20 protein-coding genes and 2 tRNA genes are annotated in these 21,542 nt (G+C 63.5%); 15 read left to right on the forward strand and 7 right to left on the reverse strand.

What is annotated here, in order from left to right; genetic code table 11:
- Positions 1 to 147 precede the first annotated feature (147 nt).
- From IG197_RS25190 to IG197_RS25210, 5 genes are all read left to right on the forward strand, one after another.
- The gene (locus tag IG197_RS25190; RefSeq protein WP_192315619.1) at positions 148 to 888 is read left to right on the forward strand and encodes a pyridoxine 5'-phosphate synthase; all 741 of its coding nucleotides are present in this window, start codon (positions 148 to 150) and stop codon (positions 886 to 888) included.
- 114 nt (positions 889 to 1,002) lie between these two features.
- Positions 1,003 to 2,919, forward strand: coding sequence for a potassium transporter Kup (locus IG197_RS25195; RefSeq protein ID WP_192315621.1), 1,917 nt, complete (start codon positions 1,003 to 1,005; stop codon positions 2,917 to 2,919).
- A 75-nt stretch (positions 2,920 to 2,994) separates the two neighbouring features.
- Positions 2,995 to 4,257: an NAD(P)/FAD-dependent oxidoreductase gene (locus tag IG197_RS25200; protein WP_192315623.1), complete on the forward strand. Its 1,263-nt coding sequence runs from the start codon at positions 2,995 to 2,997 to the stop codon at positions 4,255 to 4,257.
- Positions 4,258 to 4,309: 52 nt separating this feature from the next.
- Positions 4,310 to 5,413 (forward strand): OmpA family protein, encoded by a 1,104-nt coding sequence (locus IG197_RS25205; RefSeq protein WP_246765242.1) that lies wholly within the window; start codon positions 4,310 to 4,312, stop codon positions 5,411 to 5,413.
- A gap of 55 nt (positions 5,414 to 5,468) precedes the next feature.
- On the forward strand, positions 5,469 to 6,104 hold the full coding sequence (locus tag IG197_RS25210; protein WP_192315625.1) for a hypothetical protein: 636 nt from the start codon (positions 5,469 to 5,471) through the stop codon (positions 6,102 to 6,104).
- A 16-nt stretch (positions 6,105 to 6,120) separates the two neighbouring features.
- Here the strand turns inward: IG197_RS25210 and IG197_RS25215 are convergent, their stop codons facing one another.
- The gene (locus IG197_RS25215; RefSeq protein WP_192315627.1) at positions 6,121 to 7,176 is read right to left on the reverse strand and encodes an SDR family oxidoreductase; all 1,056 of its coding nucleotides are present in this window, start codon (positions 7,174 to 7,176) and stop codon (positions 6,121 to 6,123) included.
- Between the two features lie 90 nt (positions 7,177 to 7,266).
- Between IG197_RS25215 and IG197_RS25220 the strand changes: the two genes are divergently transcribed.
- From IG197_RS25220 to ilvC, 3 genes are all read left to right on the forward strand, one after another.
- Positions 7,267 to 8,178 (forward strand): LysR family transcriptional regulator, encoded by a 912-nt coding sequence (locus tag IG197_RS25220; RefSeq protein WP_067960604.1) that lies wholly within the window; start codon positions 7,267 to 7,269, stop codon positions 8,176 to 8,178.
- 177 nt (positions 8,179 to 8,355) lie between these two features.
- Positions 8,356 to 9,009, forward strand: a complete 654-nt coding sequence (locus IG197_RS25225; protein ID WP_067960605.1) for a TetR/AcrR family transcriptional regulator — start codon at positions 8,356 to 8,358, stop codon at positions 9,007 to 9,009.
- 26 nt (positions 9,010 to 9,035) lie between these two features.
- Positions 9,036 to 10,055, forward strand: a complete 1,020-nt coding sequence (ilvC, locus tag IG197_RS25230; protein WP_192315629.1) for a ketol-acid reductoisomerase — start codon at positions 9,036 to 9,038, stop codon at positions 10,053 to 10,055.
- A 210-nt stretch (positions 10,056 to 10,265) separates the two neighbouring features.
- Here the strand turns inward: ilvC and IG197_RS25235 are convergent, their stop codons facing one another.
- Both IG197_RS25235 and IG197_RS25240 read right to left on the reverse strand, forming a co-directional pair.
- Positions 10,266 to 10,571 (reverse strand): PilZ domain-containing protein, encoded by a 306-nt coding sequence (locus IG197_RS25235; protein WP_154383862.1) that lies wholly within the window; start codon positions 10,569 to 10,571, stop codon positions 10,266 to 10,268.
- A 155-nt stretch (positions 10,572 to 10,726) separates the two neighbouring features.
- Positions 10,727 to 11,245: a BA14K family protein gene (locus tag IG197_RS25240; RefSeq protein WP_192315631.1), complete on the reverse strand. Its 519-nt coding sequence runs from the start codon at positions 11,243 to 11,245 to the stop codon at positions 10,727 to 10,729.
- A 164-nt stretch (positions 11,246 to 11,409) separates the two neighbouring features.
- Here IG197_RS25240 and IG197_RS25245 point away from each other — a divergent pair, with 164 nt between their 5' ends.
- The 3 genes from IG197_RS25245 to IG197_RS25255 all read left to right on the forward strand — a co-directional run bounded on the left by IG197_RS25245 (position 11,410) and on the right by IG197_RS25255 (position 13,793).
- Positions 11,410 to 12,522, forward strand: coding sequence for an endonuclease/exonuclease/phosphatase family protein (locus tag IG197_RS25245; RefSeq protein WP_067960614.1), 1,113 nt, complete (start codon positions 11,410 to 11,412; stop codon positions 12,520 to 12,522).
- A 9-nt stretch (positions 12,523 to 12,531) separates the two neighbouring features.
- Entirely contained in the window at positions 12,532 to 13,245 is a 714-nt protein-coding gene (locus tag IG197_RS25250) for a hypothetical protein (RefSeq protein WP_067960618.1), read from the forward strand.
- A gap of 98 nt (positions 13,246 to 13,343) precedes the next feature.
- Entirely contained in the window at positions 13,344 to 13,793 is a 450-nt protein-coding gene (locus IG197_RS25255; RefSeq protein WP_192315633.1) for a cupin domain-containing protein, read from the forward strand.
- Between the two features lie 6 nt (positions 13,794 to 13,799).
- Here IG197_RS25255 and IG197_RS25260 read toward each other — a convergent pair whose 3' ends face one another.
- Genes IG197_RS25260 through IG197_RS25270 form a run of 3 tightly spaced genes read right to left on the reverse strand, consistent with a single transcriptional unit; the run spans position 13,800 to position 17,040 of the window.
- Positions 13,800 to 15,011: an ABC transporter permease gene (locus IG197_RS25260; RefSeq protein WP_192315635.1), complete on the reverse strand. Its 1,212-nt coding sequence runs from the start codon at positions 15,009 to 15,011 to the stop codon at positions 13,800 to 13,802.
- A 3-nt stretch (positions 15,012 to 15,014) separates the two neighbouring features.
- Positions 15,015 to 15,719, reverse strand: coding sequence for an ABC transporter ATP-binding protein (locus tag IG197_RS25265; protein ID WP_210328476.1), 705 nt, complete (start codon positions 15,717 to 15,719; stop codon positions 15,015 to 15,017).
- A gap of 22 nt (positions 15,720 to 15,741) precedes the next feature.
- Entirely contained in the window at positions 15,742 to 17,040 is a 1,299-nt protein-coding gene (locus tag IG197_RS25270; protein ID WP_192315636.1) for an efflux RND transporter periplasmic adaptor subunit, read from the reverse strand.
- Positions 17,041 to 17,226: 186 nt separating this feature from the next.
- On the opposite strand from IG197_RS25270, the gene IG197_RS25275 reads away from it, so the two are divergent.
- From IG197_RS25275 to IG197_RS25285, 3 genes are all read left to right on the forward strand, one after another.
- The gene (locus IG197_RS25275; RefSeq protein ID WP_067960631.1) at positions 17,227 to 18,141 is read left to right on the forward strand and encodes a PhzF family phenazine biosynthesis protein; all 915 of its coding nucleotides are present in this window, start codon (positions 17,227 to 17,229) and stop codon (positions 18,139 to 18,141) included.
- Positions 18,142 to 18,243: 102 nt separating this feature from the next.
- Positions 18,244 to 18,319: transfer RNA gene (locus tag IG197_RS25280), tRNA-Lys, on the forward strand.
- 210 nt (positions 18,320 to 18,529) lie between these two features.
- Positions 18,530 to 18,605 (forward strand) — tRNA-Lys (locus IG197_RS25285).
- A gap of 77 nt (positions 18,606 to 18,682) precedes the next feature.
- On the opposite strand, the gene IG197_RS25290 is transcribed toward IG197_RS25285, so the two are convergent.
- On the reverse strand, positions 18,683 to 19,168 hold the full coding sequence (locus IG197_RS25290) for a hypothetical protein (RefSeq protein ID WP_067960634.1): 486 nt from the start codon (positions 19,166 to 19,168) through the stop codon (positions 18,683 to 18,685).
- Positions 19,169 to 19,406: 238 nt separating this feature from the next.
- On the opposite strand from IG197_RS25290, the gene IG197_RS25295 reads away from it, so the two are divergent.
- Positions 19,407 to 21,461 carry an AI-2E family transporter gene (locus IG197_RS25295; RefSeq protein ID WP_154383869.1) on the forward strand — a complete coding sequence of 685 codons (2,055 nt, stop codon included), beginning with the start codon at positions 19,407 to 19,409 and terminating at the stop codon, positions 21,459 to 21,461.
- The last annotated feature ends 81 nt before the right edge of the window (positions 21,462 to 21,542 follow it).

Genomic DNA, 21,542 nt, shown 5'->3' on the forward strand with positions numbered 1-21,542 from the left:
TTCAAGCTGTACATGATCCTTTCCGACAATCGATTCCGATTGTCGGCGTCATGCATCCGTATCGTCACTGGAACACATAAAAGCGCTCTCTGTTCCCGACCAAGCCGTGATAGGTGGCGTGGGTGTCGCCTTTGCTGAGAGTTGCCGATGCCTGCCAAGCTGTCCGTGAACGTCAATGCCATCGCCATGCTGCGCAACCGCCGCGATCTGCCGTGGCCGAGCGTCACCGGCCTGGGGCGCATCGCACTCGCCGCCGGCGCACACGGACTGACCGTGCATCCGCGCCCCGACCAACGCCATATCCGCTTTTCCGACGTACCTGAAATCCGGGCGCTGATCGACGACGAGTTTCCCAAGGCCGAATTCAACATCGAGGGCTATCCGACGGAAGATTTCCTCGAACTGGTCGAGAAGCACCAGCCTGAGCAGGTGACGCTGGTGCCGGACGATCCGTCGCAGGCAACCTCCGACCATGGCTGGGATTTCGTTGGACAGGCCGGCCTGCTCAAGCCGGTGGTGGCGCGCCTGAAGAAGGGTGGCTTCCGCGTTTCGCTGTTTTCGGATGCCGACCCGTCAGGCATGAGTGCAGCGCGCGATACCGGCGCGGACCGGATCGAACTCTTCACCGGACCCTATGGCGCTTGCTTCGATGACAAGACAAAAGCTGCCAAGGAATTGGAAAAACTGACAAAAACCGCAGAGACAGCTCTGGCAGTTGGCCTCTCCGTCAATGCTGGGCACGACCTCGTCGTCGACAATCTGCCGCTGTTGATGAAGAGCATTCCGAAACTGGCCGAGGTGTCGATCGGCCACGGATTGACTGCCGATGCGCTGGAGCATGGTATGGCCGGCACGATCGGGCGATATCTCAAGGCTTGCGGGTGGTAATATCCGTGCTAGCCATGCGTTGCCTGCATGGGCTCAACATTAGCTGTCGCAAAACAGCTGTTGCTTTTGCGACAGGGCAAGCGTAGAGCCCCGCGGCTTCACGGAGAGTCGTTCATGACCGATGCCGGCGCTGACAAGGCGGCAAATAGCGGGCAGGCGGTCCAGGCGGACGGCCATTCCCACGACATCAGACTGCTCGTCATCGGCGCGCTGGGTGTCGTCTTCGGCGACATCGGCACCAGCCCGATCTACGCCTTCCGCGAGGCGCTGGTGGCGTCGGCTGGTGGCCAGGTGGCATCGCGCGAGGACATCCTCGGCGTGCTCTCGCTGATCATCTGGGCGCTGACGATCATCGTCACGGTCAAATATGTCATGTTCGTGCTTCGGGCGCACAACAGGGGCGAGGGCGGTACGCTGTCGCTGATGGCGCTGGCACGGCGCAGCCTGCCCAAGCGCTCCGGCATCATCCTGGCGCTCGGCATGGTCGGTGCTTCGCTGTTTTATGGCGACGCGGTGATCACCCCGGCGATCTCGGTGCTGTCGGCAGTCGAGGGTATGAATGTCGTGACACCGGCGTTCCAGCCTTACGTGGTGCCGCTGACCCTAGTAATCTTGGCAGCGCTGTTTTCGGTGCAGCGCTTCGGCACCAGCGGCGTGGCGATCGTCTTCGGTCCGATTACGCTCGTCTGGTTCATCGCCATCGGCTATTCGGGGGTCGTCCATATCCTCGACGACCCGGAAATCCTCTGGGCGGTCAATCCGATCTACATCGTCAACTTCCTCGCCAACCAGCCGGAAGTGTCGTTCGTCACCATCGGCGCCATCTTCCTGGCGGTGACGGGTGCCGAGGCGCTTTATGCCGACCTCGGACATTTCGGCCGCAGGCCGATCGTGCTGGCCTGGCTGTGCATCGTCTTTCCGTGCCTGCTGCTGAACTATGTCGGTCAGGGTGCTTTCGTGCTCAGCCACAACGGTACCGTCGGCCATCCGTTCTTCGAGATGAACGAAGGCTGGATGCTGATCCCGATGGTGGTGCTGGCGACGGCCGCGACCGTCATTGCCAGCCAGGCGGTCATAACAGGTGCCTATTCGCTGACACGCCAGGCGGTCCAGCTCAACATGCTGCCGCGCCTTGAGATCCAACACACCTCCGAGACGACACTGGGGCAGATCTACATGCCGCGGGTCAACCTGATCCTCGCGCTGGTGGTGATGCTGCTGGTTGTCGGCTTCGGCGAGTCGAGCGCTTTGGCTTCAGCCTACGGCATCTCAGTCACCGGCAATATGCTGGTGACGACGCTGCTGCTTTCGGTGGTGATGCTGCGCATCTGGCGCTGGAAGGCGGCTGCAGCGATTGTTGCGACTGCGATATTCGGCCTGATCGACATCGGCTTCTTCGCCTCCAACATCGTCAAGGTGTTCGAGGGCGGCTGGGCCTCGCTGGCGGTGGCCTTCACCATCGTCTTGATCATGTGGACCTGGGTGCGCGGCAGCCGCTATTTGTTCGACAAGACGCGCAAGAACGAGATCCCGCTCAACTTCCTGGCGGAGAATCTGGGCAAGAAGAAACCGCATCTTGTGCAGGGCACTGCCGTGTTCCTGACCAGCGATCCCGACAGCGCGCCGACTGCGCTGATGCACAGCCTCAAGCACTACAAGGTGCTGCACGAGCAGAACGTCATCTTGTCGGTGGTGACGGCCCAACAGCCGGTGGTCCCCGACAGCGAGCGGGTCAAGATGGAGCAGGTCAACGAGCTGTTCATGCGGGTGAAGCTGAAATTCGGCTACATGGAGCAGCCGAACATCCCCAAGGCGCTGGCCATCTGCCGCAAGCAGGGCTGGAAGTTCGATATCATGACGACGTCGTTCTTCCTGTCGCGGCGCTCGCTGAAGGCGTCGCCCAACTCGGGCATGCCCTTGTGGCAGGACAGGCTGTTCATCGGCCTGGCACGCACGGCGGCGGATGCGACCGAATATTTCCAGATCCCGACCGGCCGCGTGGTCGAGGTTGGCACGCAGGTGTCGATCTGAGACCGGCGCGGGGCAAAAAGTAGCATTGCCAATACATGTTCCGTCCGTGAACCATGCGTCATGGACGGAAGGCAGATGGGCACTCGAAAACTTCACATCGCAATCGCCGGAGCCGGGCCTGCGGGACTGGCAGCGGCACTCTATCTCAAGCGCGACGGGCACCGGGTCACTGTCTATGATCGCTTCGTCGAGCCGAAGCCGCTGGGCTCCGGGCTGATCCTGCAGCCGACCGGACTTTCGGTGCTGGCCGATCTCGGCCTGTTGGGCGAAATCTCACAACTAGGAAGCCGGATCGACCGGTTGCACGGCACCGATGCGGTGAGCGGTCGCACGGTGCTCGACGTGCGTTACGATGCGCGGCCTGGTGGGCGGTTTGGTCTGGCCGTCCACCGTGCGGCGTTGTTCGGCGTGCTGTACCGGGCGGTGTTGGGCGAAGGCATCGACATCGTCACCGCTGCCGAGCTGGAGGCCGTGGTTCCGGGCGAGCAGACACGGCTTGTCGACGCCGCAGGGCGGGAGCTTGGATCATTCGACCTCGTTGTCGATGCCACCGGCGCAAGGTCGAAGATCCGGCGTAGCGCCGGCCTCGCGGGCGAGCCGAAACCGCTGGCCTATGGCGCGTTCTGGGCTTCGTTGGACTGGCAGGGCGAAGGCTTCGACAAACACTCGCTGACCCAGCGCTATCGCCGTGCCAGCATCATGATCGGGGTGCTGCCGATCGGCCGCGCCGAGCCAGGCGGGCGCAAGATGGCGGCGTTCTTCTGGAGTCTGAAGCCGGCGCATGCCGAGCGCGTGCAGGCCCTTGGGCTGGACGCCTGGAAGGCCGAGGTGGCAGGGCATTGGCCTGAAAGCCAGTCCTATCTCGACCAGATCGAGGATTTCGACCAGTTGACACTGGCCCGCTATGGCCATCACACGCTACTGCCGCCGGCGGCGCGGGGCCTTGCCGTCATCGGCGATGCCGCGCATTCGACCAGCCCACAACTGGGTCAAGGTGCCAACATGGCCTTGCTGGACGCTGCTGCACTTGGGCACGCCTTGCGGCAGGCAAGCAACACGGAGGCAGCGCTTACGGCCTATGTTCGCGCCCGGCGCCGGCACCTCAGGCTGTTCCAGGCGCTGTCGCTGGCCTTTACGCCATTCTACCAGTCCGACTCGGTGCTGCTGCCATTCCTGCGCGACCGGCTGGTGGCGACGGTCGCCAAGCTGCCGCCGGCGCCGCAACTGCTGGCCTCGATTGTCGCCGGCACGCTGATCGATCCGTTCGCGTCAGCCGGACTCAAGGAAGCGGACTGGACGGAGCGCAGCGAAGAAAGGCAAGTTCGCATCCTTGCTTGAGCCATGCTGCGGTTGTGGCTACCTTGCGTCACATTCAACCGGGGAGCGTGCGATGCGGGGACTTATGGTGCGTGGATTTCGAAAGGCAGCGGCAGGCTTGGCATTGCTCGCCGTCAGCTGCATGCCAGCGCTTGCCGATGCGACGGTGCCCTCCGCCGACATCGAAGGTTCCGCCGACAACGCGCTTGCCAAGCGCTACGAAGGCTCGTTCATCGTCTACCACCAGAAGCTCGACTACACTGATTTCAGCGTGCCGCTTTCGCCGCTGAAGGCCGATCCCGATCAGGACAAGCGCGACAAGAACAACAACAGGGTGTTCAAGCCGGAGAAGGCTGAAGAGATCGAAGGCACGCTCACCCGGCTGTTCTATGTGCTGCCGGACAGCCGTTCGCCGCTCGAGGTGCTGCGCAACTACCAGGACGTGGTGCAGGCGGCCGGCGGCGAGGTCGTGTTCGAATGCAAGAAGGAGGAATGCGGTGGCGACGCTTCGCGCTCGGCCTCGAGCGGCGGCGGCGACATGAGCCTGATGATGAACTTCTTCTACGACAGCGACCTCGGCGTCGAGGCGTTCTCCAATGCCGCCTGCGTGGCCTCGTCTGGGGTTGCCGACCAGCGCTATCTCAGTGCCAAGGTGCCGCGTGACGGCGGCGACGCCTATGTCACGGTGCAGACCTTCCAACTGCTCGACGACCTCTACTGCAAGGCGCTGAATGCGCGCACCATCGCCATCGTGCACGTGGTGGAGCCCAAGGCGCGCGACAAGAAGATGGTTGTGGTGGAGGCAGCCAAGATGGCTGATACACTGTCGACCAGCGGCGGCATTTCGCTCTACGGCATCTTTTTCGACACCGACAAGGCCGACATCAAGCCGGAGTCAGAACCGACGCTGAAGGAGATCGCCAAGCTTCTGGGTGACAACCCGGCGCTGGCGGTGGCCGTTGTCGGGCATACCGACAACCAGGGCAAGTTCGACTACAATATCGACCTGTCCAATCGCCGAGCGGCTGCGGTGAAAGCAGCGCTTGTCTCGCAATTCGGCATCGACGGCGGACGGCTGACTGCAGCGGGTGCCGGCATGATGGCGCCGGTCGCCAGCAACGACAATGACGAAGGCCGGGCCAAGAACCGGCGCGTGGCACTGGTCAAGCTGAACTGATCAGGCATTCTGCAGCATTGCGGCCGACGATGCGGCGGCCGACTGAGGGGGATGAATGGAAGATCTACCGGCGCGCCCGAGGCTGCGCGGCCTGCATCGCGCGTCGGCGCTGTTCATCGGCCTGTTCGTGCTGCTGCACATGGCCAATCATCTTGCCGGCCTGAGCGGGCAGGAGACCCACATCGCCTTCATGGCCGAAGCACGGCAGCTCTATCGACAGCCCTTCGTCGAGGTGGCGCTTGTCTGCCTCATCCTGTGGCAGGTCGGCAGCGGGCTCACCATGCTGGCGCGCGGTTGGGCGAGGCGAAAGGGAACCGTCGCCTGGCTACAGGCGGCATCGGGTGGCTATCTCGCCTTCTTCCTGGTCAACCATATCGGGGCCGTCATCGCCGGACGCACAGTCTTTGGTCTCGACACTGACTTTCGCTTTGCCGCCGCTGGCTTCTTTGCGCCGCCCTGGTACTGGTTCTTCGCGCCCTACTATTTTCTCGGGGTTCTCTCGCTATTCGTCCATGTCGGTTGCGCGGCATACTGGAGCTCCCTGGCCAGCCGTCCCGCGCTGGGGACGGCCTTGCTTGGAGGTGCTGCCGGAGTGGGCGCGCTGTTGGCGGCGCTGATTGTCATGGCGTTGTCCGGCGCCTTGTATCCGGTAGCCATTCCTCCGCACTATCTCGCAACCTACGGACAGTAGGCGGCGGCCCGTCGGATCAGGGGATGATCCGGCGCTGGCGCAATTCGCTGAAGGTGCGCATGAACATCTCCTCGGTGTCGACGAAGTCGTGGAAGCCGAAGCGCTGCGCCTTGGTGCCGTCGGCGAAGAAATCGTAGTCCCAACCAAAAACGAAGTCAGCGAAGCGCCATGACGACACATCGGCATAGGGTGTGTCGGCGAGGCCGTGGCGGGCCTTCATCTTGTCCCACAGCGGCTGCTTGTCGGCCATGATGGTGTCGAGCGACATCGGCAAGGGCGGGGCTGTCTCGATGCCGAAGCTCGAGGCGATCTTCGGCCACATCTCGTTCCAGCGGAACAGGTCGCCATTGGTGATGTTGAACGCCTGATTGGCGCAGCGTTCGTCTGTCGCGGCCCAGATGGTGGCGCGTGCCAGCAGGCCGGCGTCGGTCATCTCGATGATCTTGTCATAGGCGTCTGCCTTGCCGGGAAAGCGCAGCGGCAGGCCAAGCTCCCTCGACATCGAAGCATAGACGGCAATGGCGATGGCGAGATTCATCGGGTTGCCAAGCGCCTGGCCTATGACCACCGAAGGACGCAGCGCCGACCAGCCCCAGCTCTTGCCCAACTGCCGGTCTTCGAGAAGATCCTGCTGGTCAGCGTTGAACTCCGGCGGCATGTGGTTGGCGTCGGTCTCGCGTGCCGGCGTCTTGAACGGCCCAAGATGCGCACCATAGACCTTGTAACCGTGCATCAGGCTGATGTGGCGCAAGTTCCTGGCGATCGGTTCGACCGTGTCGACGACATTGCGCAGCATGGCGACGTTGGGCTCGACGAGCTCGGCCCAGCTCGGCCGATCCTGATAGGCGGCGTAGAAGATGTGAGTGACGTCGTGGAGGCCGCCGAGCGTTTCCCTGGCGTCCCTGATATCGAGCAGATCGACAGCGATGTGACGGACTGAGCCTTGGCTCGAACCGCCGCGCCGAGACAGTCCGACAATGTCCCAGTTGCCGAGTGCTGCCAGGTGGCTGGCGAGATTGCTGCCGATGACGCCATGGGCGCCGACGATCAGTGCAGTGTTCTGTTTCATCATCCAAGTCTCCGGTGAGAGCCTTGATATGGACGCGGCCAATTAGATGAAGTAGACGTCGGTCTGGCGAAGGATATGTGACGTGAATTCACAATGATGCGCGTGGACGTCAACCGCTTCGGCGAAATGGAAGTGTTTGTCCGGGCTGTGGAGAGCGGTGGCTTTTCGGCTGGGGCACGCGCGCTTGATATGTCGCCTTCGGCGGTGAGCAAGCTGGTGTCGCGGCTGGAGAACCGGCTCGGTACGCGGCTGGTCAACCGCTCGACGCGGCGGTTGCAACTGACGCCTGAGGGCTGTGCCTTCTATGAGCGCAGCGTCGTCATCCTTGCCGACCTCAAGGAGGCGGAACAATGCGCGGCAGCCGGCGAGGCGCCGCGTGGGCGCCTGCGCGTCAACGCCAACGTGCCGTTCGGCAAGCATTTCCTGCTGCCGCTGTTGCCGCAGTTCCTGGCAAGATATCCCGAGATCTCCGTCGATATCGCCCTGTCCGACATTGTCGTCGATCTACTGGAAGCACGCGCCGATGTGGCGATCAGAGCCGGACCGATGAAAAGCTCGAGCCTTGTCGCACGCAAGCTTGGCGCGACGCGGATGATGATCGTCGGAGCGCCCGCCTATTTCGCAATGCGAGGCATGCCGCGCAGCGCTGACGAACTGAAGCGGCACAATCTGCTCGGGCCGTCCTATGCCCGAACCATGCCGGCATGGCCGGTGCTGCAGGGCGGCGCTGTCGTGGACGTCACGCCCACAGGCAACGTCCAGGCCAGCGACGGCGAGGCGTTGCGCGAACTGGCGCTGGCCGGAATCGGACTGGCGCGCATTGCCGCGTTCCAGGTGCGCGACGATCTGGCGGCAGGCAGATTGGCCAACGTTCTCGAAGAGGCCAATCCCGGCGATCTCGAGGATGTGCACGCGGTGTTTCTTGGCAATGGCGGCCCGGTGCCGGCGCGGGTGAGGGCGCTGCTCGATTTCCTGGCCGAGACCGTCGATCTCGGTGGTTCCTGAGGCGGCCAGACGGCAAGTTTCCGCAGGGGCGGCTTCCGTCAAGGCGGTCGCCAGATAATTGCAAGCGATGCGAAGAATCCGATTGCAGGGCTGCCTTCAATTGCGCTATCAACCGAACCGTAACGTACGGTACGGCTTGTTCGAAGCGAGCCGGCGTGACGTGGCAGGCTTGGAACGATGTTGCAGACGACAACCGAGATGATGGAAGGCGAGGGACCGACGGCACGTCAGCAGGACGTGCTCGACGCGGTGCTGCGCCTGCTCGTCGAGGAGGGCGACAGGCTGACGATGACGGCCGTTGCGCGCCGCGCCAGCTGCTCCAAGGAAACGCTGTACAAGTGGTTCGGCGACCGTGACGGGCTTTTGACCGCGACCGTGCAGTGGCAGGCTTCGAAGGTGCGTGTGCCGCCGGTCGACCGCAAGGGACTGGACCTGGCGTCGCTGACGTCGAGCCTCGAACGTTTCGCTTCCGACTGGCTGCGGGTGATTTCGAGCGACACTTCGATCGCGCTCAATAGGGTTGGCGTTGTGCATGCCGGATCGGACAAGCGCGACCTTGGCGCCATTGTGCTGGAGCGCGGCCGCTTTGCGCTGGGGCGCAGGCTGAAGCCGGTGCTGGAAGCGGGGCGCGAGGCGGGCCTGCTCGAATTCGACGATGCCGAGACGGCATTCCGGACATTCTTTGGGCTGGTCGCCCGCGACGTGCAGATCCGTCTGCTGCTCGGCGACCGGCTGGAATTGACTGAGGCGGGGATCGACGGCGACGCCGTGCGCGCAACGCAGCAGTTTCTTGCTCTTCATGGAGCGAAAACCGGGCCAAAGGCCCTCTGACTTAAAAACCGGGAAGGAACCCACCAATGCGTGTCTATTACGATCGCGATGCCGATCTCAACCTGATCAAGGGCAAGAAGGTCGCCATCATCGGCTACGGCAGCCAGGGCCGCGCGCATGCGCTGAACCTCAAGGATTCGGGCGCGAAGGAACTGGTTGTTGGTCTGAAGGCTGGCTCTGCGACCGCCAAGAAGGTCGAGGCCGACGGCCTCAAGGTCATGACGGTTGCTGAAGCCGCCAAGTGGGCCGACCTGATGATGATGGCGACGCCTGACGAGCTGCAGGCCGACATCTACCGCGACGAGATCGCTCCGAACATTCGTGATGGTGCAGCGATCGCCTTCGCCCACGGCCTCAACGTGCATTTCGGCCTGATCGAGCCGAAGTCGACCGTCGACGTCATTATGGTCGCGCCGAAGGGCCCGGGCCACACCGTGCGCGGCGAATACCAGAAGGGCGGCGGCGTGCCGTGCCTGGTTGCCGTGCACCAGGACGCTTCGGGCAACGCGCTCGATCTCGGCCTGTCCTATGCATGCGGCGTCGGCGGCGGCCGGTCGGGCATCATCGAGACCAACTTCAAGGAAGAGTGTGAAACCGATCTGTTCGGCGAGCAGGTCGTCCTCTGCGGCGGCCTTGTCGAGCTGATCCGCGCCGGCTTCGAGACGCTGGTCGAGGGCGGCTACGCTCCCGAGATGGCCTATTTCGAGTGCCTGCACGAAGTGAAGCTGATCGTCGACCTGATCTATGAAGGCGGCATCGCCAACATGAACTACTCGATCTCGAACACCGCAGAGTGGGGCGAGTACGTGACCGGCCCGCGCATCATCACCGAAGAGACCAAGGCCGAGATGAAGCGCGTCCTCAAGGACATCCAGACCGGCAAGTTCACCTCCGACTGGATGCAGGAATACCGTTCGGGCGCCGCTCGCTTCAAGGGCATCCGCCGCATGAACGACAGCCACCAGATCGAGGAAGTCGGCTCGAAGCTGCGCGCGATGATGCCGTGGATCGGCAAGAACAAGCTGGTCGACAAGGCGAAGAACTGAGACGATCCAGGTCTCCTTCGTTGCGCGTCCTCGGGCTACGCCCTGCGGGCGCGCGGAGATCGCCAAGAACAAGCTGGTCGACGAGGCCAAGAACTAGGAAGTCCGCGTCACCCTGCCGGCCCCAGGCTCGGCAGGGCGATTGGCTCGAAAATCAAAAAGAGGCTGGTGGAGCAATCTGCCGGCCTTTTTTATCGACTGGGAATCGGGGGTTCAGCCGTAATGCCAGTGCGGCTTGGGTTCGGTGCCTTCGAACTGGACGCCGAGGCGGTCGGCCTTGCGCCAGCGCACGATGCAGCGATAAGCGATGCCGTCGACGGGGACATAGAGCAGGAACTGGTCGGGGACGCGGCTTTCCGCGGGGATTTTGATCTCGGCGCCGTTCGTATGCATGTTGCGGATAGTGCAGCGGGTTTCCGAATTGGTGATGCCGGTCAGAATCGCAGCGCCCTTGAGGACGCGGTTGCGTCGCTCCCGGCGCAGTTCGTTTTCGGCAATCTCGGCGTTGTCTGCCGTCATGTAATTTCAACCCAGAATAGAAATCCTCCCGGTATTCTTGGTTCTACACATGATACGTAAACAACAGCTTGTAGCTGTTGTTTATTAGCCTGAAGTCATATTTGAAGCAAAACGGCGCCGCAGGTGCGACGCCGTCTCCGTTGTTTCGGCTTGGCCTAGCTATAGGGCGACCAGCACTGCCGGCGCGGACCGTTATAAGGCTGGAAGGTGTTGTCCCAGGCCCGATACGAACGATAGCGGTCGTAGCACCACTGGACGTGCGCCGAGCCTCCGCCACGATAGATGCGGCGCGGCTGGACATAGCGTGGCTGGTAGTAGCGCGGTTCGTAGTAGCGGTAGGCCGGGATGCCGAAGTTCAGATAGATGCCGGTGCCGAAATGGCGGCGGTGCGGGCGGTGGCGCCAGCGCCAGTCGTCACGCCAACGGTCGCCGCGCCAGTTGTTGTGGCGCCAACCGTCGCCACGCCAACCATCGCGCCGGCCATCACGGCGGCCATAGCATCCGCTTCCGGGCGGGCAGAAATGGCTCTGGGCGAGGATGATATTCTGCGTCGCCTGCGGAACAATTGAGGGCATCTGGCCCAGGCTGGCTGGCGAACCCGACGCAGCCAGCGGCAGGCCGGTGACGAGACCGAGCGCGACGAGCCCGGAACGTGCAAGGGATGAGAGGTTCATGATCGTCTCCTGAGTCCGAATCCCAAAGGCTCCATGCCCCCAAATTTCGATGGAGATCAGGCATATTCCGCCTTTCAGCCTGAACGGGAAATGAACGCCGAGTTCCCGTGGGCTTGTGGGCTGGGCTCTTGTGTTTGGGCCAACATGAAGGCAATGCTCGGCGCATGTCGCTGCGCCTTGCCACCTTCAATGTCGAGAACCTGATGAACAGGTTCGACTATTCCGGCTACCGCAACCAGCTCAACGAGGACCGGACACTTGCCCTGTTCGAAATCCATAGCGAGGCTGAGTATCGGCTGCTTGAGCAGGCGCGCGCGATCGCGCACGCCGACGACATGCGCCAGCTGACGGCCTTGGCCATCGCCGAGACCCGCGCCGACATCATCTGCCTGCAGGAAGTCGACAACATCGAAGCGCTGAAGGCCTTCGAATACGGCTATCTGTTCAAGATGGTGGGGCAAGGCTACCAGCACAAATACACCACTTCTGGGAATGATTCGCGCGGCATCGACGTTGCGGTGATGATGCGGGCTGAGACCGCGCATGGCGAACCGATCGAGTTCGTGCGCATGACCAGCCATGCCCATGTCACCTTCGAGGAGCTCGGGCTGCATACGCCGGAACTCGCCAGTCTCGGCCAGGAGCCGTTCGAGCGCATCTTCCGGCGCGACTGCCTGGAGATCGACGTCAAGATCGGCGGCAAGCCGCTGACCATCTATTCGGTGCACTTCAAGTCGATGGGCTCGCCGCGCAACGGGCTGAACGGCCGTGACGCGACGATGCCGATCCGTGTCGCCGAGGCCAAGGCCGTCCGGCGGATCATCGAGGACCGTTTCGGCAAGGACCATGCAGCCGACAAGCGCTGGGTGATCTGCGGCGACATGAACGACTATCGCGAGCGGCTGGTGATCTCGGGCGATGCCTATCAGGGCTACGGCTTCACGCCGGTTCAGGAGACGGCGTCCTGCCTCGACGTGTTCCTCGCCGATGGTTTTGCCGAAAACGTTGTCGCGCGGCGACAGGAGATGGACCGCTGGACACTCTATCACACGCGTGGACCGCTGGAACGGCATCTGTGCCAGCTCGACTACATCCTGCTTTCGCCGTCGCTGGCACGGACGAACGAGCAGGCGGTGCCCGACATCGTGCGGCGCGGCCAGCCCTGGCGCACCATCTTCCCGCCGGGGCAAGAGGTGGACCGTTATCCGCGCGCCGGCTGGGACCGGCCGAAGGCCTCCGACCACTGCCCGGTTGCGGTGACGTTGAGCATTACCTGAGAGATTTCCTTGGCATTCGACATTCCACGCAACCAGATCCTGCCGGTCGACGTCGTCGACGTGCGCCTCGATGCCGAGCCGCACCCGTTCGAGCGCGACAATGCCGAGGCGATCTTGGCCAACTGGGCGGCTGAAAAGGCACTGACGCCGGCGATGTTCGACGGCACGGTGGTCCTCCTGTCGGAGCTTGCCTATGGCGACAACCGGCTCGTGGGTCGCTGCCACGCCGTCCGCTTCTCGACCTTCATGCTGTGGCGAAAGCTGAAACCGCTCACCAGTGCCGAACATTCCTTCGCGCACGCCATGCTGATCTCCAGCGACAATGCGCTGGTGGCGATCCGCATGGGCGCGCATACGGTCAATGCGGGAAAGGTCTATTTCGCCGCCGGCTCGTTCGAGCCGGAAGACTTTTGTGATGGGCTCGTCGACCTCGACTACAACATGGCGCGCGAGGTTCGCGAGGAGACCGGGCTCGAGCTTGGCGAGGCCCGCGGCGAAGAACGCTGTTATGCGCTGTCTGGGGACACCGGCACGGCGATCGTGCGCTGCTACCATCTCACTGAGACCGCCGACGAGGTGGCCGCGCGCATCGAGCGCTTTGTGGCGGCCGATGCGGAGCCCGAGATCGAAGGGCCTGTCATCATCCGCGGCATGGACGACCTGCCCGACAATTTGATGCCGCATATGCCCGCGCTGGTGGAATGGCATTTTTCACGCGGCTGACGCCACCAGCCGTCGCCGACCTGCCGAAGCCCTTGCGGGCCGCATGCCGCTGGGTCACAAGTTGCCGCAGACCTTGTGCGGCATTTCGGGGGGATTCGATGGCCAGCTTTCCAGCACGTGCAAGTATTTTCGCCGGCGCCATTGCGCTGGCTCTGTTCCAGAGCGCCAGTGCCCATGCTCTCGACGACACGCCTGCTGCCAAGGTTGTCGTGACGCCGCTGGCGTCGACGACGGTGACCGCGAACGGACAGCCGATCGTGCTGCCGCAGAAGAACGTGCAGGTGCTGGTCTCCTCCTTCGAGATCCCGCCCGGGGCGTCGCTGCCGGTGCACATGCACCCGTCGGCGCGCTACGCCTATGTGCTCGAGGGCCAACTGCAGGTGACCAATGCCGAAACCGGCAAGAGCACCAGCTACAAGACGGGCGACTTCATCATCGAGATGCTCGGCACGTGGCATCAGGGCGCCAATGTCGGTGCCGAGCCGGTCAAGCTGCTTGTCATCGACCAGGTCGAGGAAGGCACGGCAAACACGCTGCTGAAGAAGTAGCTTCGGCTATTCGTGCCTGAGCGCCTCGATCGGATCGAGGCGCGCGCCGCGCAGCGCTGGGAAGAAACCGAACACCATGCCGATCAACGCCGAGAAGCCGACGGCAAGCAGCACGACCGCCAGACTCGGCGCAAACGGGATGGATAGCGCCAGCGAGGCGACGCCCGCCAGCGTCAGGCCGATGGCGATGCCGATCAGCCCGCCGAGCAGTGACAGCACGGTTGCCTCGACCAGGAACTGGATCAGGATGTGCTTTTCATGCGCGCCGATGGCGAGGCGTATGCCGATCTCGCGGGTGCGTTCGGTGACCGACACCAGCATGATGTTCATGATGCCGATGCCGCCGACGAGCAGGCTGACGCCGGCGACAGCGCCGAGCATGCCGGTCATCGTGGCGGTGGCGCTGGCCATCGCATCGGCGATCTGGGTCATGTCGCGGACGGAAAAATCGTCCTCGCGGTCGGCGGTGACGCGCCTGACGTCGCGCATGATGTCCTCGATCCGCGTCTGGACGACCGAGGTCGGCGTCACGTCATCGGCGGCGACATAGATGTTGTCGATGTCGCGGTTGCCGGCGATGCGGTGTTGGAACGCCTGAAGCGGCATCAGCACGACATTGTCCTGGTCCTGGCCGAAGCCGGAATAACCCTTCGGCGCGAGCCGGCCGATGACTTTGCAACTGACGCGGCCGACGCGGATGGCGGCGCCGTCGGGATCGCCGGCGCCAAAGAACTGCTGGCGCAAGGTTTCGCCGATCAGGCAGACATTGACGCCGCCGCGCACCTCGGACTCGCTGAACGGCCGGCCCGAAGCGACCTTCCAGTCGCGGGCGTCGAGATAGGCGTTGTCGGTGCCGGTGATGGACGAGGTCAGGCTTTCGGTGCCGAAGACGACGCGCACCTGCTTCTGCGACGCCGGCGAGACGGCACGTACGCCTTCGAGATGGGCGGTGAGGGCTGCGACCTCCTTGTCGCCGAGCTGGCGGATGGTCTGCTGCGGGCCTGAGCCGGGGGCGGCGGGACGGCCGGCGCGGACGATCAGAAGGTTGCTGCCGAGCTGCGAGATGTCGGCCTTGACCTTCTCGGTGGTGCCGCTGCCGATTGTCAGCATGGCGATGACGGCGGCGACGCCGATGACGATGCCAAGCAGCGTCAGGAACGAGCGCAGCGCGTTGCGGCGGACAGAGCGGAGGGCGAGGCGGACGGTCTCCCAGATCATGACTTATGCTGCCTCCAGCTTTCTGGTGTCGGAGGCGACGTGGCCATCGCGGAAGGCGATGGTGCGTCCGGCATAGGCGGCGATATCGGCCTCGTGGGTGACCATGACGATGGTGAGCCCGGCCTCCTCGTTGAGGCGGGTCAGCAGCTCCATGATCTCGTGGCTGCGGGCAGTGTCGAGATTGCCCGTCGGCTCGTCGGCGACAAGAAGGGTGGGCCGAGTGACAATGGCGCGCGCGATCGCCACGCGCTGCTGCTGACCGCCGGAGAGTTCGGCCGGCGTGTGGTGCTCACGGCCCTCGAGGCCAACCTCGGCAAGGGCCTGCATGGCCAGCGCGCGGCGCTCATGCGCGGCTGCGCCGCGATAGATCAACGGCAGCTCGACGTTCTCCACAGCCGTGGTGCGCGGCAGCAGGTTGTAGCCCTGGAAGACGAAGCCGATGTAGAGATTGCGCAAGACGGCCCGGCGGTTGCGGTCGAGCCGGCCGGCGTCTGTGCCCATGAAGGCGTAGCGCCCTGAGGTGGGCGTATCGAGGCAGCCGATAATGTTCATCGCTGTCGACTTGCCGGAACCGGACGGGCCCATGATGGCGACGAACTCGCCTTGCGCGATGGCGAGATCGATGCCGGCGAGGGCACGCACCTCGGCTTCGCCCTGGCCGTAGGTCTTCCAGACCTTGTCGAAGAGGATGAGCGGCGCGGTGGTTATCACAGGGGTTTCCACGACCAGCTCAATTGGCCCTTGCGGACGACGAGGCGGTGATGACCGCATCACCGACCGCAAGCCCGGAGACGATCTCGGTGCGATCGCCGTCGGTGGAGCCGGTCTTGACCCTGACCGCGACCGGCGCGCCGTTCTTGAGCACATAGATCGTGCGCAGGCCATCTGTAGGCGTCGAGGCTGGACGGCTGCGATCGGTCGGGCCGCGATTGGAACGGCCGAGGAACAGGTTCTGCAGGCTGAATCCGCTGCTGCGGGCAACAGGTGCCGGGCGGTAACGGAAGGCGGTGGCTGGCACTGTCAGCACATCCTTGGCCTCCCGGGTGACGATCGACACCGTCGCCGTCATGCCCGGGCGCAGCAGCAGCTCGTCATTGGCGACTTCGAGCCAGGCGTTGTAGGTGACCACGCCGTCTGTGGTAACAGCGGCATAGGCTATGTCGCGGATCGTCGCCTTGAAGCTGCGGTCGGGAAAGGCATCGACGGCAAAGCGGGCGTTCTGACCCTTCGCCACCGAACCGATGTCGGCCTCGTCGACCGCCGCCTTGAGCTCCATCTGGGACAGGTCAGCGGCGAGCACGAACAGCACCGGCGCCTGCATGGAGGACGCCACCGTCTGGCCCGGATTGACCGAGCGCGTCAGCACGACGCCGTCGATGGGGGCATAAATCGTGCTCTTGGCGAGGTCGGCCTGCTGCAGCTTGAGGTCAGCCTCCGAGATAGCGAGGTTGGCTTCGGCCATGTCGAGCGCGCTCTGCGCCCGATCGCGCTCGGCGGTGGCTGCTTCCAGCGCCTGGGTGGTGGCCATGCCGCGTTTTGCCAGTTCCTGCGCGCGGGTGAGCGCCTGGGCATTCTGCGACAAGGTGGTGCGCGTGTCTTCGACCTTGGCGGCGGCAGCCTTGGCGGACGCCTGGGCACGCTCGATCTGGGCGGAAAGCCGCGTCGTGTCGAGGGAGGCGAGCACGTCGCCTTTCTTGACCTGCTGGTTTTCGACCACCGCGACCGAGCGGACGACACCCGACAATTCGCTCGAAATGTCGACCTGGGTGAGCGGCTGCAGATTGCCCGTCGCCGACACCTCGATGGTCAGGTCGCCTGTCTCGGCGGCCTGGGTGGTGTAGACAAGCTTCTGGGAAGGCGTTGCGAACCAGGAATAGCCGGCATAGGCGCAAGCCGCAGCGACCAGCGCCACCAGCAGCCACAGCCAGCCACGGCGGCGGCGCGTGGCACGGCCGTTGCCGTCGAGGCCGAGGGCTGCCTCTATCGATGGCGTGCTCGCCGATTGCGGGCGATTTGTCAGCTGGTCCAAGCCAGACCCTTTCGATGGTCCCAGAAAATCCGCCTAGAGCCTGCTCTAAGCTGGTTCGATCGAGCATGATCTTGTCTGAAACCGGGATGCCAGTTTGACGATCATGCTTTAAAATCACAGATCGGCTGAGTGGTCCCGAAATTCAAATTAAATTTCGCTCATGTTGCCGGCGCAGAAGGAGCAAACATGACGGGCGGACGCAAGTATTTTGTCTATGACGTCTTCACCGAAAACAGGCTTGCCGGCAACCCACTCGCTGTGGTCGTCGATGCCAAGGGGTTGAGCACGGCGCAGATGCAGGCCATCGCCAGGGAGTTCAACCTGTCGGAGACCTCATTCGTGCTGCCGCCCGAAAGCCCGAAGCACAAGGCACGGGTGCGCATATTCACGCCTGACTACGAGATGCCGTTTGCCGGTCACCCGACCGTCGGCACGGCGATCGCGCTGACCGAGATGGCGCAAGGTAATGATCTTGCCGGCATTTTTGTCCTCGAAGAGAATATCGGCCTGGTGCGCTGTGCCGTGAACAAGGTCGGCGACAGCCTGTTTGCCGAATTCGACCTGCCGAAACTGCCCGAGCCGATGCCGCTGGCCGCCAGCACCGATGCGGTTGCCGCAGCCCTTGGACTGGCGCCACACGAGATCGGCTTTGAAAACCATCGTGTATCGCTGTGGTCTGCGGGCGTTCCCTACATCACCGTGCCGGTGGCGGACACCAAGGTTGCGGCGAGAATTCGATTCGACAACGAGGCCTGGTTCACCTTTTCGCCACGCAAGAACGACTCGGCGGTGGCCAGCGCCTATGTCTATTGTCGCGAGACTGTGGGGCACGAAAACGCATTCCACGCGAGGATGATCGTTCCCGGCAGCCCATCCTACGAAGATCCGGCGACAGGTTCGGCGGCTGCCGCCTTTGCGGGGGCGATCATGGAGTTCGACAGGCCGACCGATGGGGCGCAGCGATTCTGGATCGAACAGGGCATCGAGATGGGGCGACCGTCCAGGATCAGGCTGGAGCTCGAGATCTCGGGCGGCAAGCTGGCTTCCGCGCGCATCGGCGGACACGCGGTGAGGGTGGCCGAGGGCGTTCTGCTGGTTTGACCCAGCTATTTTTGCCGACTGAAAGAAAAAGCGGCCGGTGGGGTGGACAGGCGAAAATGCCTTGGCTATATGCCGGCCACGGTCGGTTCACCGGTCGCGAGTGGGTGCGTAGCTCAGTTGGTAGAGCAGCTGACTCTTAATCAGCGGGTCACAGGTTCGATCCCTGTCGCACCCACCACTTCTTTCCCTTAGCCGCCGAATACTAGAACGCCGCGCATATAATTGCGCGGGCGGATGGTCGATCTCCTTGTCCGGATGCAATGCCGCCAGGCTTTGCACAGGCAATCGCGTACCACTGCCGATTGCTGCATCTTTCTTGGCGAACATGGGTGGACAGCAACGGATGGTGTGGCTATATGCGGCCACGGTCGGTTCACCGGTCGCGAGTGGGTGCGTAGCTCAGTTGGTAGAGCAGCTGACTCTTAATCAGCGGGTCACAGGTTCGATCCCTGTCGCACCCACCACTTCTTCTCCAAAGATCTCAAACCGCTGTGACTGTTGCTTCAATTGGGGTCCTATTTCTGGTCGGCCCTGCGCTGCCTCAAATTCGGAACGACCAGAACAGGCAGGCAAGCGTTGCCACGCCGAAGAGGGCGAAGAAGAGGCTGCGCAGCAGGACGTTACGGCGCAGTTCGTTCATTGCGAGATGGCAGCCGACAATGATGGCGACGAACAGGTAGCGCCAGTCGAGCAGGGCCCAAGGCGCACTGGCCTGGCCGAATACCCAGCGCGCCGCGAGGCAGCCGACGATGGTGGCGAACAGGGCGATGACGATCCAGTGGATGGTGTCGGCGGCATTGACCAGGACGATACTCGCCGCCTTGAGCGGCAGGATCATCATCAGCATCGCGGCAAGGAAGTAGATCGCCGCCAGCGGAATGAAGCTATCGGCGCTGGCGATGCCGTCGAGGCGCTGCACGCCGATGACGCCGAAGGGATAGCCGTGCCGCGCAACGGCGAGGCTGAGTGCCGTCAGTGCGGCCGCCAGCACGGCAACGAGGGCAAATGAGGCTGCGGCCTTGTTCATGGCGGACCTGTCGGTAGCGAATCGGACTGCATCTTGCCTAGCGTGCCGGATTCAGCATTGCCAATGCGCAAATGTCCGTCGGGCGCGGGGCAGCCAGTTGGCAAGCACGTTTCGCTCCGACCTGAGCATTTGCCCCGGCGATCCGAGCTCCGCCCCTCGCAGGCACTTGCGCCCTTGGCATGAACGTTCCGCTGATGGCCGGCGCTTCTTCTGGCGGCAGACTTGCGGGCCATTGCAAATGCGGCCCATCTGCCGCGACTATGCGGCACGACATGACAGCGTGCTCGTGACGTCTCCTGTCACGAATGGTTGCTCGTCATCAGCGCGAAGCGGTTTCAGGGCCAGGAGGTTGCAGGTGGTGGAGGCAATTCCGAAAACTCGAGGCCTCGGTTCTGGACAGCCACCGTTGCTTCAGCCGCAGTCCAGGACGGCGCTGCCGCCGTTCGCGGCCACAGCAGCTGTCGTTGCGATCCTGTATTTTGCCCGCGATGTGTTCCTGCCGCTTGCGATCGCGGTGCTGTTGACCTTCGCGCTTGCGCCGATCGCCAGCTGGCTCAGGCGGTTCGGTGTTCCCAGGCTGGTTTCGGTGATTGCCTGCGTGCTGGCCGCCTTCGGCGTGGTCGCGGTGTTCAGCTTCGTGGTGGTTTCGCAGATCGGCGAGGTCGCGCAGAACGTACCGACCTATCAGTCGAACATCCTCAACAAGGTGCGCGCGCTCAAGGAAAGCGGCAGCGGAGAGGGGATCATCGACAGGCTGAGCGGGGTCATCGAGCGCGTTGGCCAGGAGATCGATAAGCCCGAAGACAATCTCGCGCCCGCGGCCCATCCATCCCGGCCGGACCCGCTGCTGGTCGAGATCTTCACACCGCAAAAGCCGATCGAAACGCTGATGAACCTGATCACGCCGCTGATCGGACCGCTGGCGACGGCTGGCCTCGTCATCGTCGTCGTCATCTTCATGCTGCTGGAGCGCGAGGATTTGCGCGACCGGTTCATTCGCCTCGTCGGTTATGGCGACCTGCACCGGACGACCGAAGCGCTGCAGGATGCCGGGCGAAGGGTCGGTCAGTACCTTTTGATGCAGCTGGTGGTGAATGTCGCCTATGGCGTTCCGATTGGCATGGGCCTCTGGCTGCTCGGCATTCCGAATGCGATTCTGTGGGGCCTGCTCGCCATCGTGCTGCGCTTCGTGCCCTATATCGGGCCGGCGATCGCAATGATCCTGCCGCTGTTCCTGGCGATTGCGGTTGCCCCCGGTTGGTCGCTCGTGCTGTGGGCTGCGGCACTGTTCATCGCCATGGAACTGGTCATCAACAATGTGCTCGAGCCCTGGCTGTATGGCTCGAGAACCGGCCTTTCGCCGCTCGCCATCATCGTCGCCGCGATCTTCTGGACCTGGTTGTGGGGACCGGTCGGACTGGTCCTGTCGACGCCGCTGACCGTCTGCCTGGTGGTGCTCGGAAAACACGTGCCACAGTTCGAGTTCCTTGAAGTTCTGTTCGGCAACGAACCGGTGCTCGACCCCAAGGAGCGGCTATACCAGCGCCTTCTGGCAGGAGATCCTGATGAGGCGACCGATCACGCCGAAGAGATGCTCGAGACTGAATATCTCGTCGACTTCTACGGCAATGTCGCCATTCCGGCCCTGCTGCTTGGCGAATTCGACCGGGCGCGCGGTGCCCTGACCGACGAGCAGCGGACGCGCGTCGCCGCCAGTGCCGTGGTGCTGGTGGCCAACTTGAACGAAATCGCCGGCGAAGAAGCGGATGAAGAGGACGACGCGCCCGAGGATGTGACGCAGGACGATGGCGAGCCGGCCGACGAACTGCCCGACGGTGCGGGGAAGGCGGTGCTGTGCATTGGCGGGCGCGGCGAGCTCGACAACGCGGCCGCGGCCATGCTGGCGCAGGTGCTGACGGTGCAGGGCGCGACTGTTGCCACGGCGAACCATGCCGATGTCGAACCGTCCAGCATCAGAAGCCTGCCGCTCGAAGGCGTGCATACAGCCGTGATCGGCTTCCTGAATGCCGATTCGCTTCACCATGGCCGCTTTCTGGTGCGGCGTCTGAAACGTGCCAAGCCATCGCTCAGGGTAGGGGTGGTGCTGTGGACCGACGGTGCTGCCGGGGATGCCGACAAGCTTGCCGGCGACCTCAACGCCGACTTTGCGGCGTTCAACATGGCCGGCGCCACCATCGGCGCCCTGACTGACGCGCCCGCGGTACCGCTCAAGGCCGCCAAACGGAAGGTCCGGCGTCCGTCACAGGCGGGGCGGAAGAGCAAGACGGCATAGGTCAGCGTAATTCGACGGGCTGGAAGCGGCTCGTTTCGAAGCCGGTTCATCGCGGCAGTTGCGGATCGGAGCTGCCCGAAT

This window comes from Aminobacter sp. SR38, from assembly GCF_014843375.1.
In the GTDB taxonomy this organism is placed as follows: domain Bacteria; phylum Pseudomonadota; class Alphaproteobacteria; order Rhizobiales; family Rhizobiaceae; genus Aminobacter; species Aminobacter ciceronei.

Bases quoted from the DNA above. Each gene is read 5' to 3' on its own strand.
- IG197_RS25190 (WP_192315619.1), top strand. From the start codon at position 148: ATGCCTGCCAAGCTGTCCGTGAACGTCAATGCCATCGCCATGCTGCGC.
- IG197_RS25195 (WP_192315621.1), top strand. From the start codon at position 1,003: ATGACCGATGCCGGCGCTGACAAGGCGGCAAATAGCGGGCAGGCGGTC.
- IG197_RS25200 (WP_192315623.1), top strand. From the start codon at position 2,995: ATGGGCACTCGAAAACTTCACATCGCAATCGCCGGAGCCGGGCCTGCG.
- IG197_RS25205 (WP_246765242.1), top strand. From the start codon at position 4,310: ATGCGGGGACTTATGGTGCGTGGATTTCGAAAGGCAGCGGCAGGCTTG.
- IG197_RS25210 (WP_192315625.1), top strand. From the start codon at position 5,469: ATGGAAGATCTACCGGCGCGCCCGAGGCTGCGCGGCCTGCATCGCGCG.
- IG197_RS25215 (WP_192315627.1), bottom strand. From the start codon at position 7,176: ATGATGAAACAGAACACTGCACTGATCGTCGGCGCCCATGGCGTCATC.
- IG197_RS25220 (WP_067960604.1), top strand. From the start codon at position 7,267: ATGATGCGCGTGGACGTCAACCGCTTCGGCGAAATGGAAGTGTTTGTC.
- IG197_RS25225 (WP_067960605.1), top strand. From the start codon at position 8,356: ATGTTGCAGACGACAACCGAGATGATGGAAGGCGAGGGACCGACGGCA.
- ilvC (WP_192315629.1), top strand. From the start codon at position 9,036: ATGCGTGTCTATTACGATCGCGATGCCGATCTCAACCTGATCAAGGGC.
- IG197_RS25235 (WP_154383862.1), bottom strand. From the start codon at position 10,571: ATGACGGCAGACAACGCCGAGATTGCCGAAAACGAACTGCGCCGGGAG.
- IG197_RS25240 (WP_192315631.1), bottom strand. From the start codon at position 11,245: ATGAACCTCTCATCCCTTGCACGTTCCGGGCTCGTCGCGCTCGGTCTC.
- IG197_RS25245 (WP_067960614.1), top strand. From the start codon at position 11,410: ATGTCGCTGCGCCTTGCCACCTTCAATGTCGAGAACCTGATGAACAGG.
- IG197_RS25255 (WP_192315633.1), top strand. From the start codon at position 13,344: ATGGCCAGCTTTCCAGCACGTGCAAGTATTTTCGCCGGCGCCATTGCG.
- IG197_RS25260 (WP_192315635.1), bottom strand. From the start codon at position 15,011: ATGATCTGGGAGACCGTCCGCCTCGCCCTCCGCTCTGTCCGCCGCAAC.
- IG197_RS25275 (WP_067960631.1), top strand. From the start codon at position 17,227: ATGACGGGCGGACGCAAGTATTTTGTCTATGACGTCTTCACCGAAAAC.
- IG197_RS25290 (WP_067960634.1), bottom strand. From the start codon at position 19,168: ATGAACAAGGCCGCAGCCTCATTTGCCCTCGTTGCCGTGCTGGCGGCC.
- IG197_RS25295 (WP_154383869.1), top strand. From the start codon at position 19,407: ATGCGGCCCATCTGCCGCGACTATGCGGCACGACATGACAGCGTGCTC.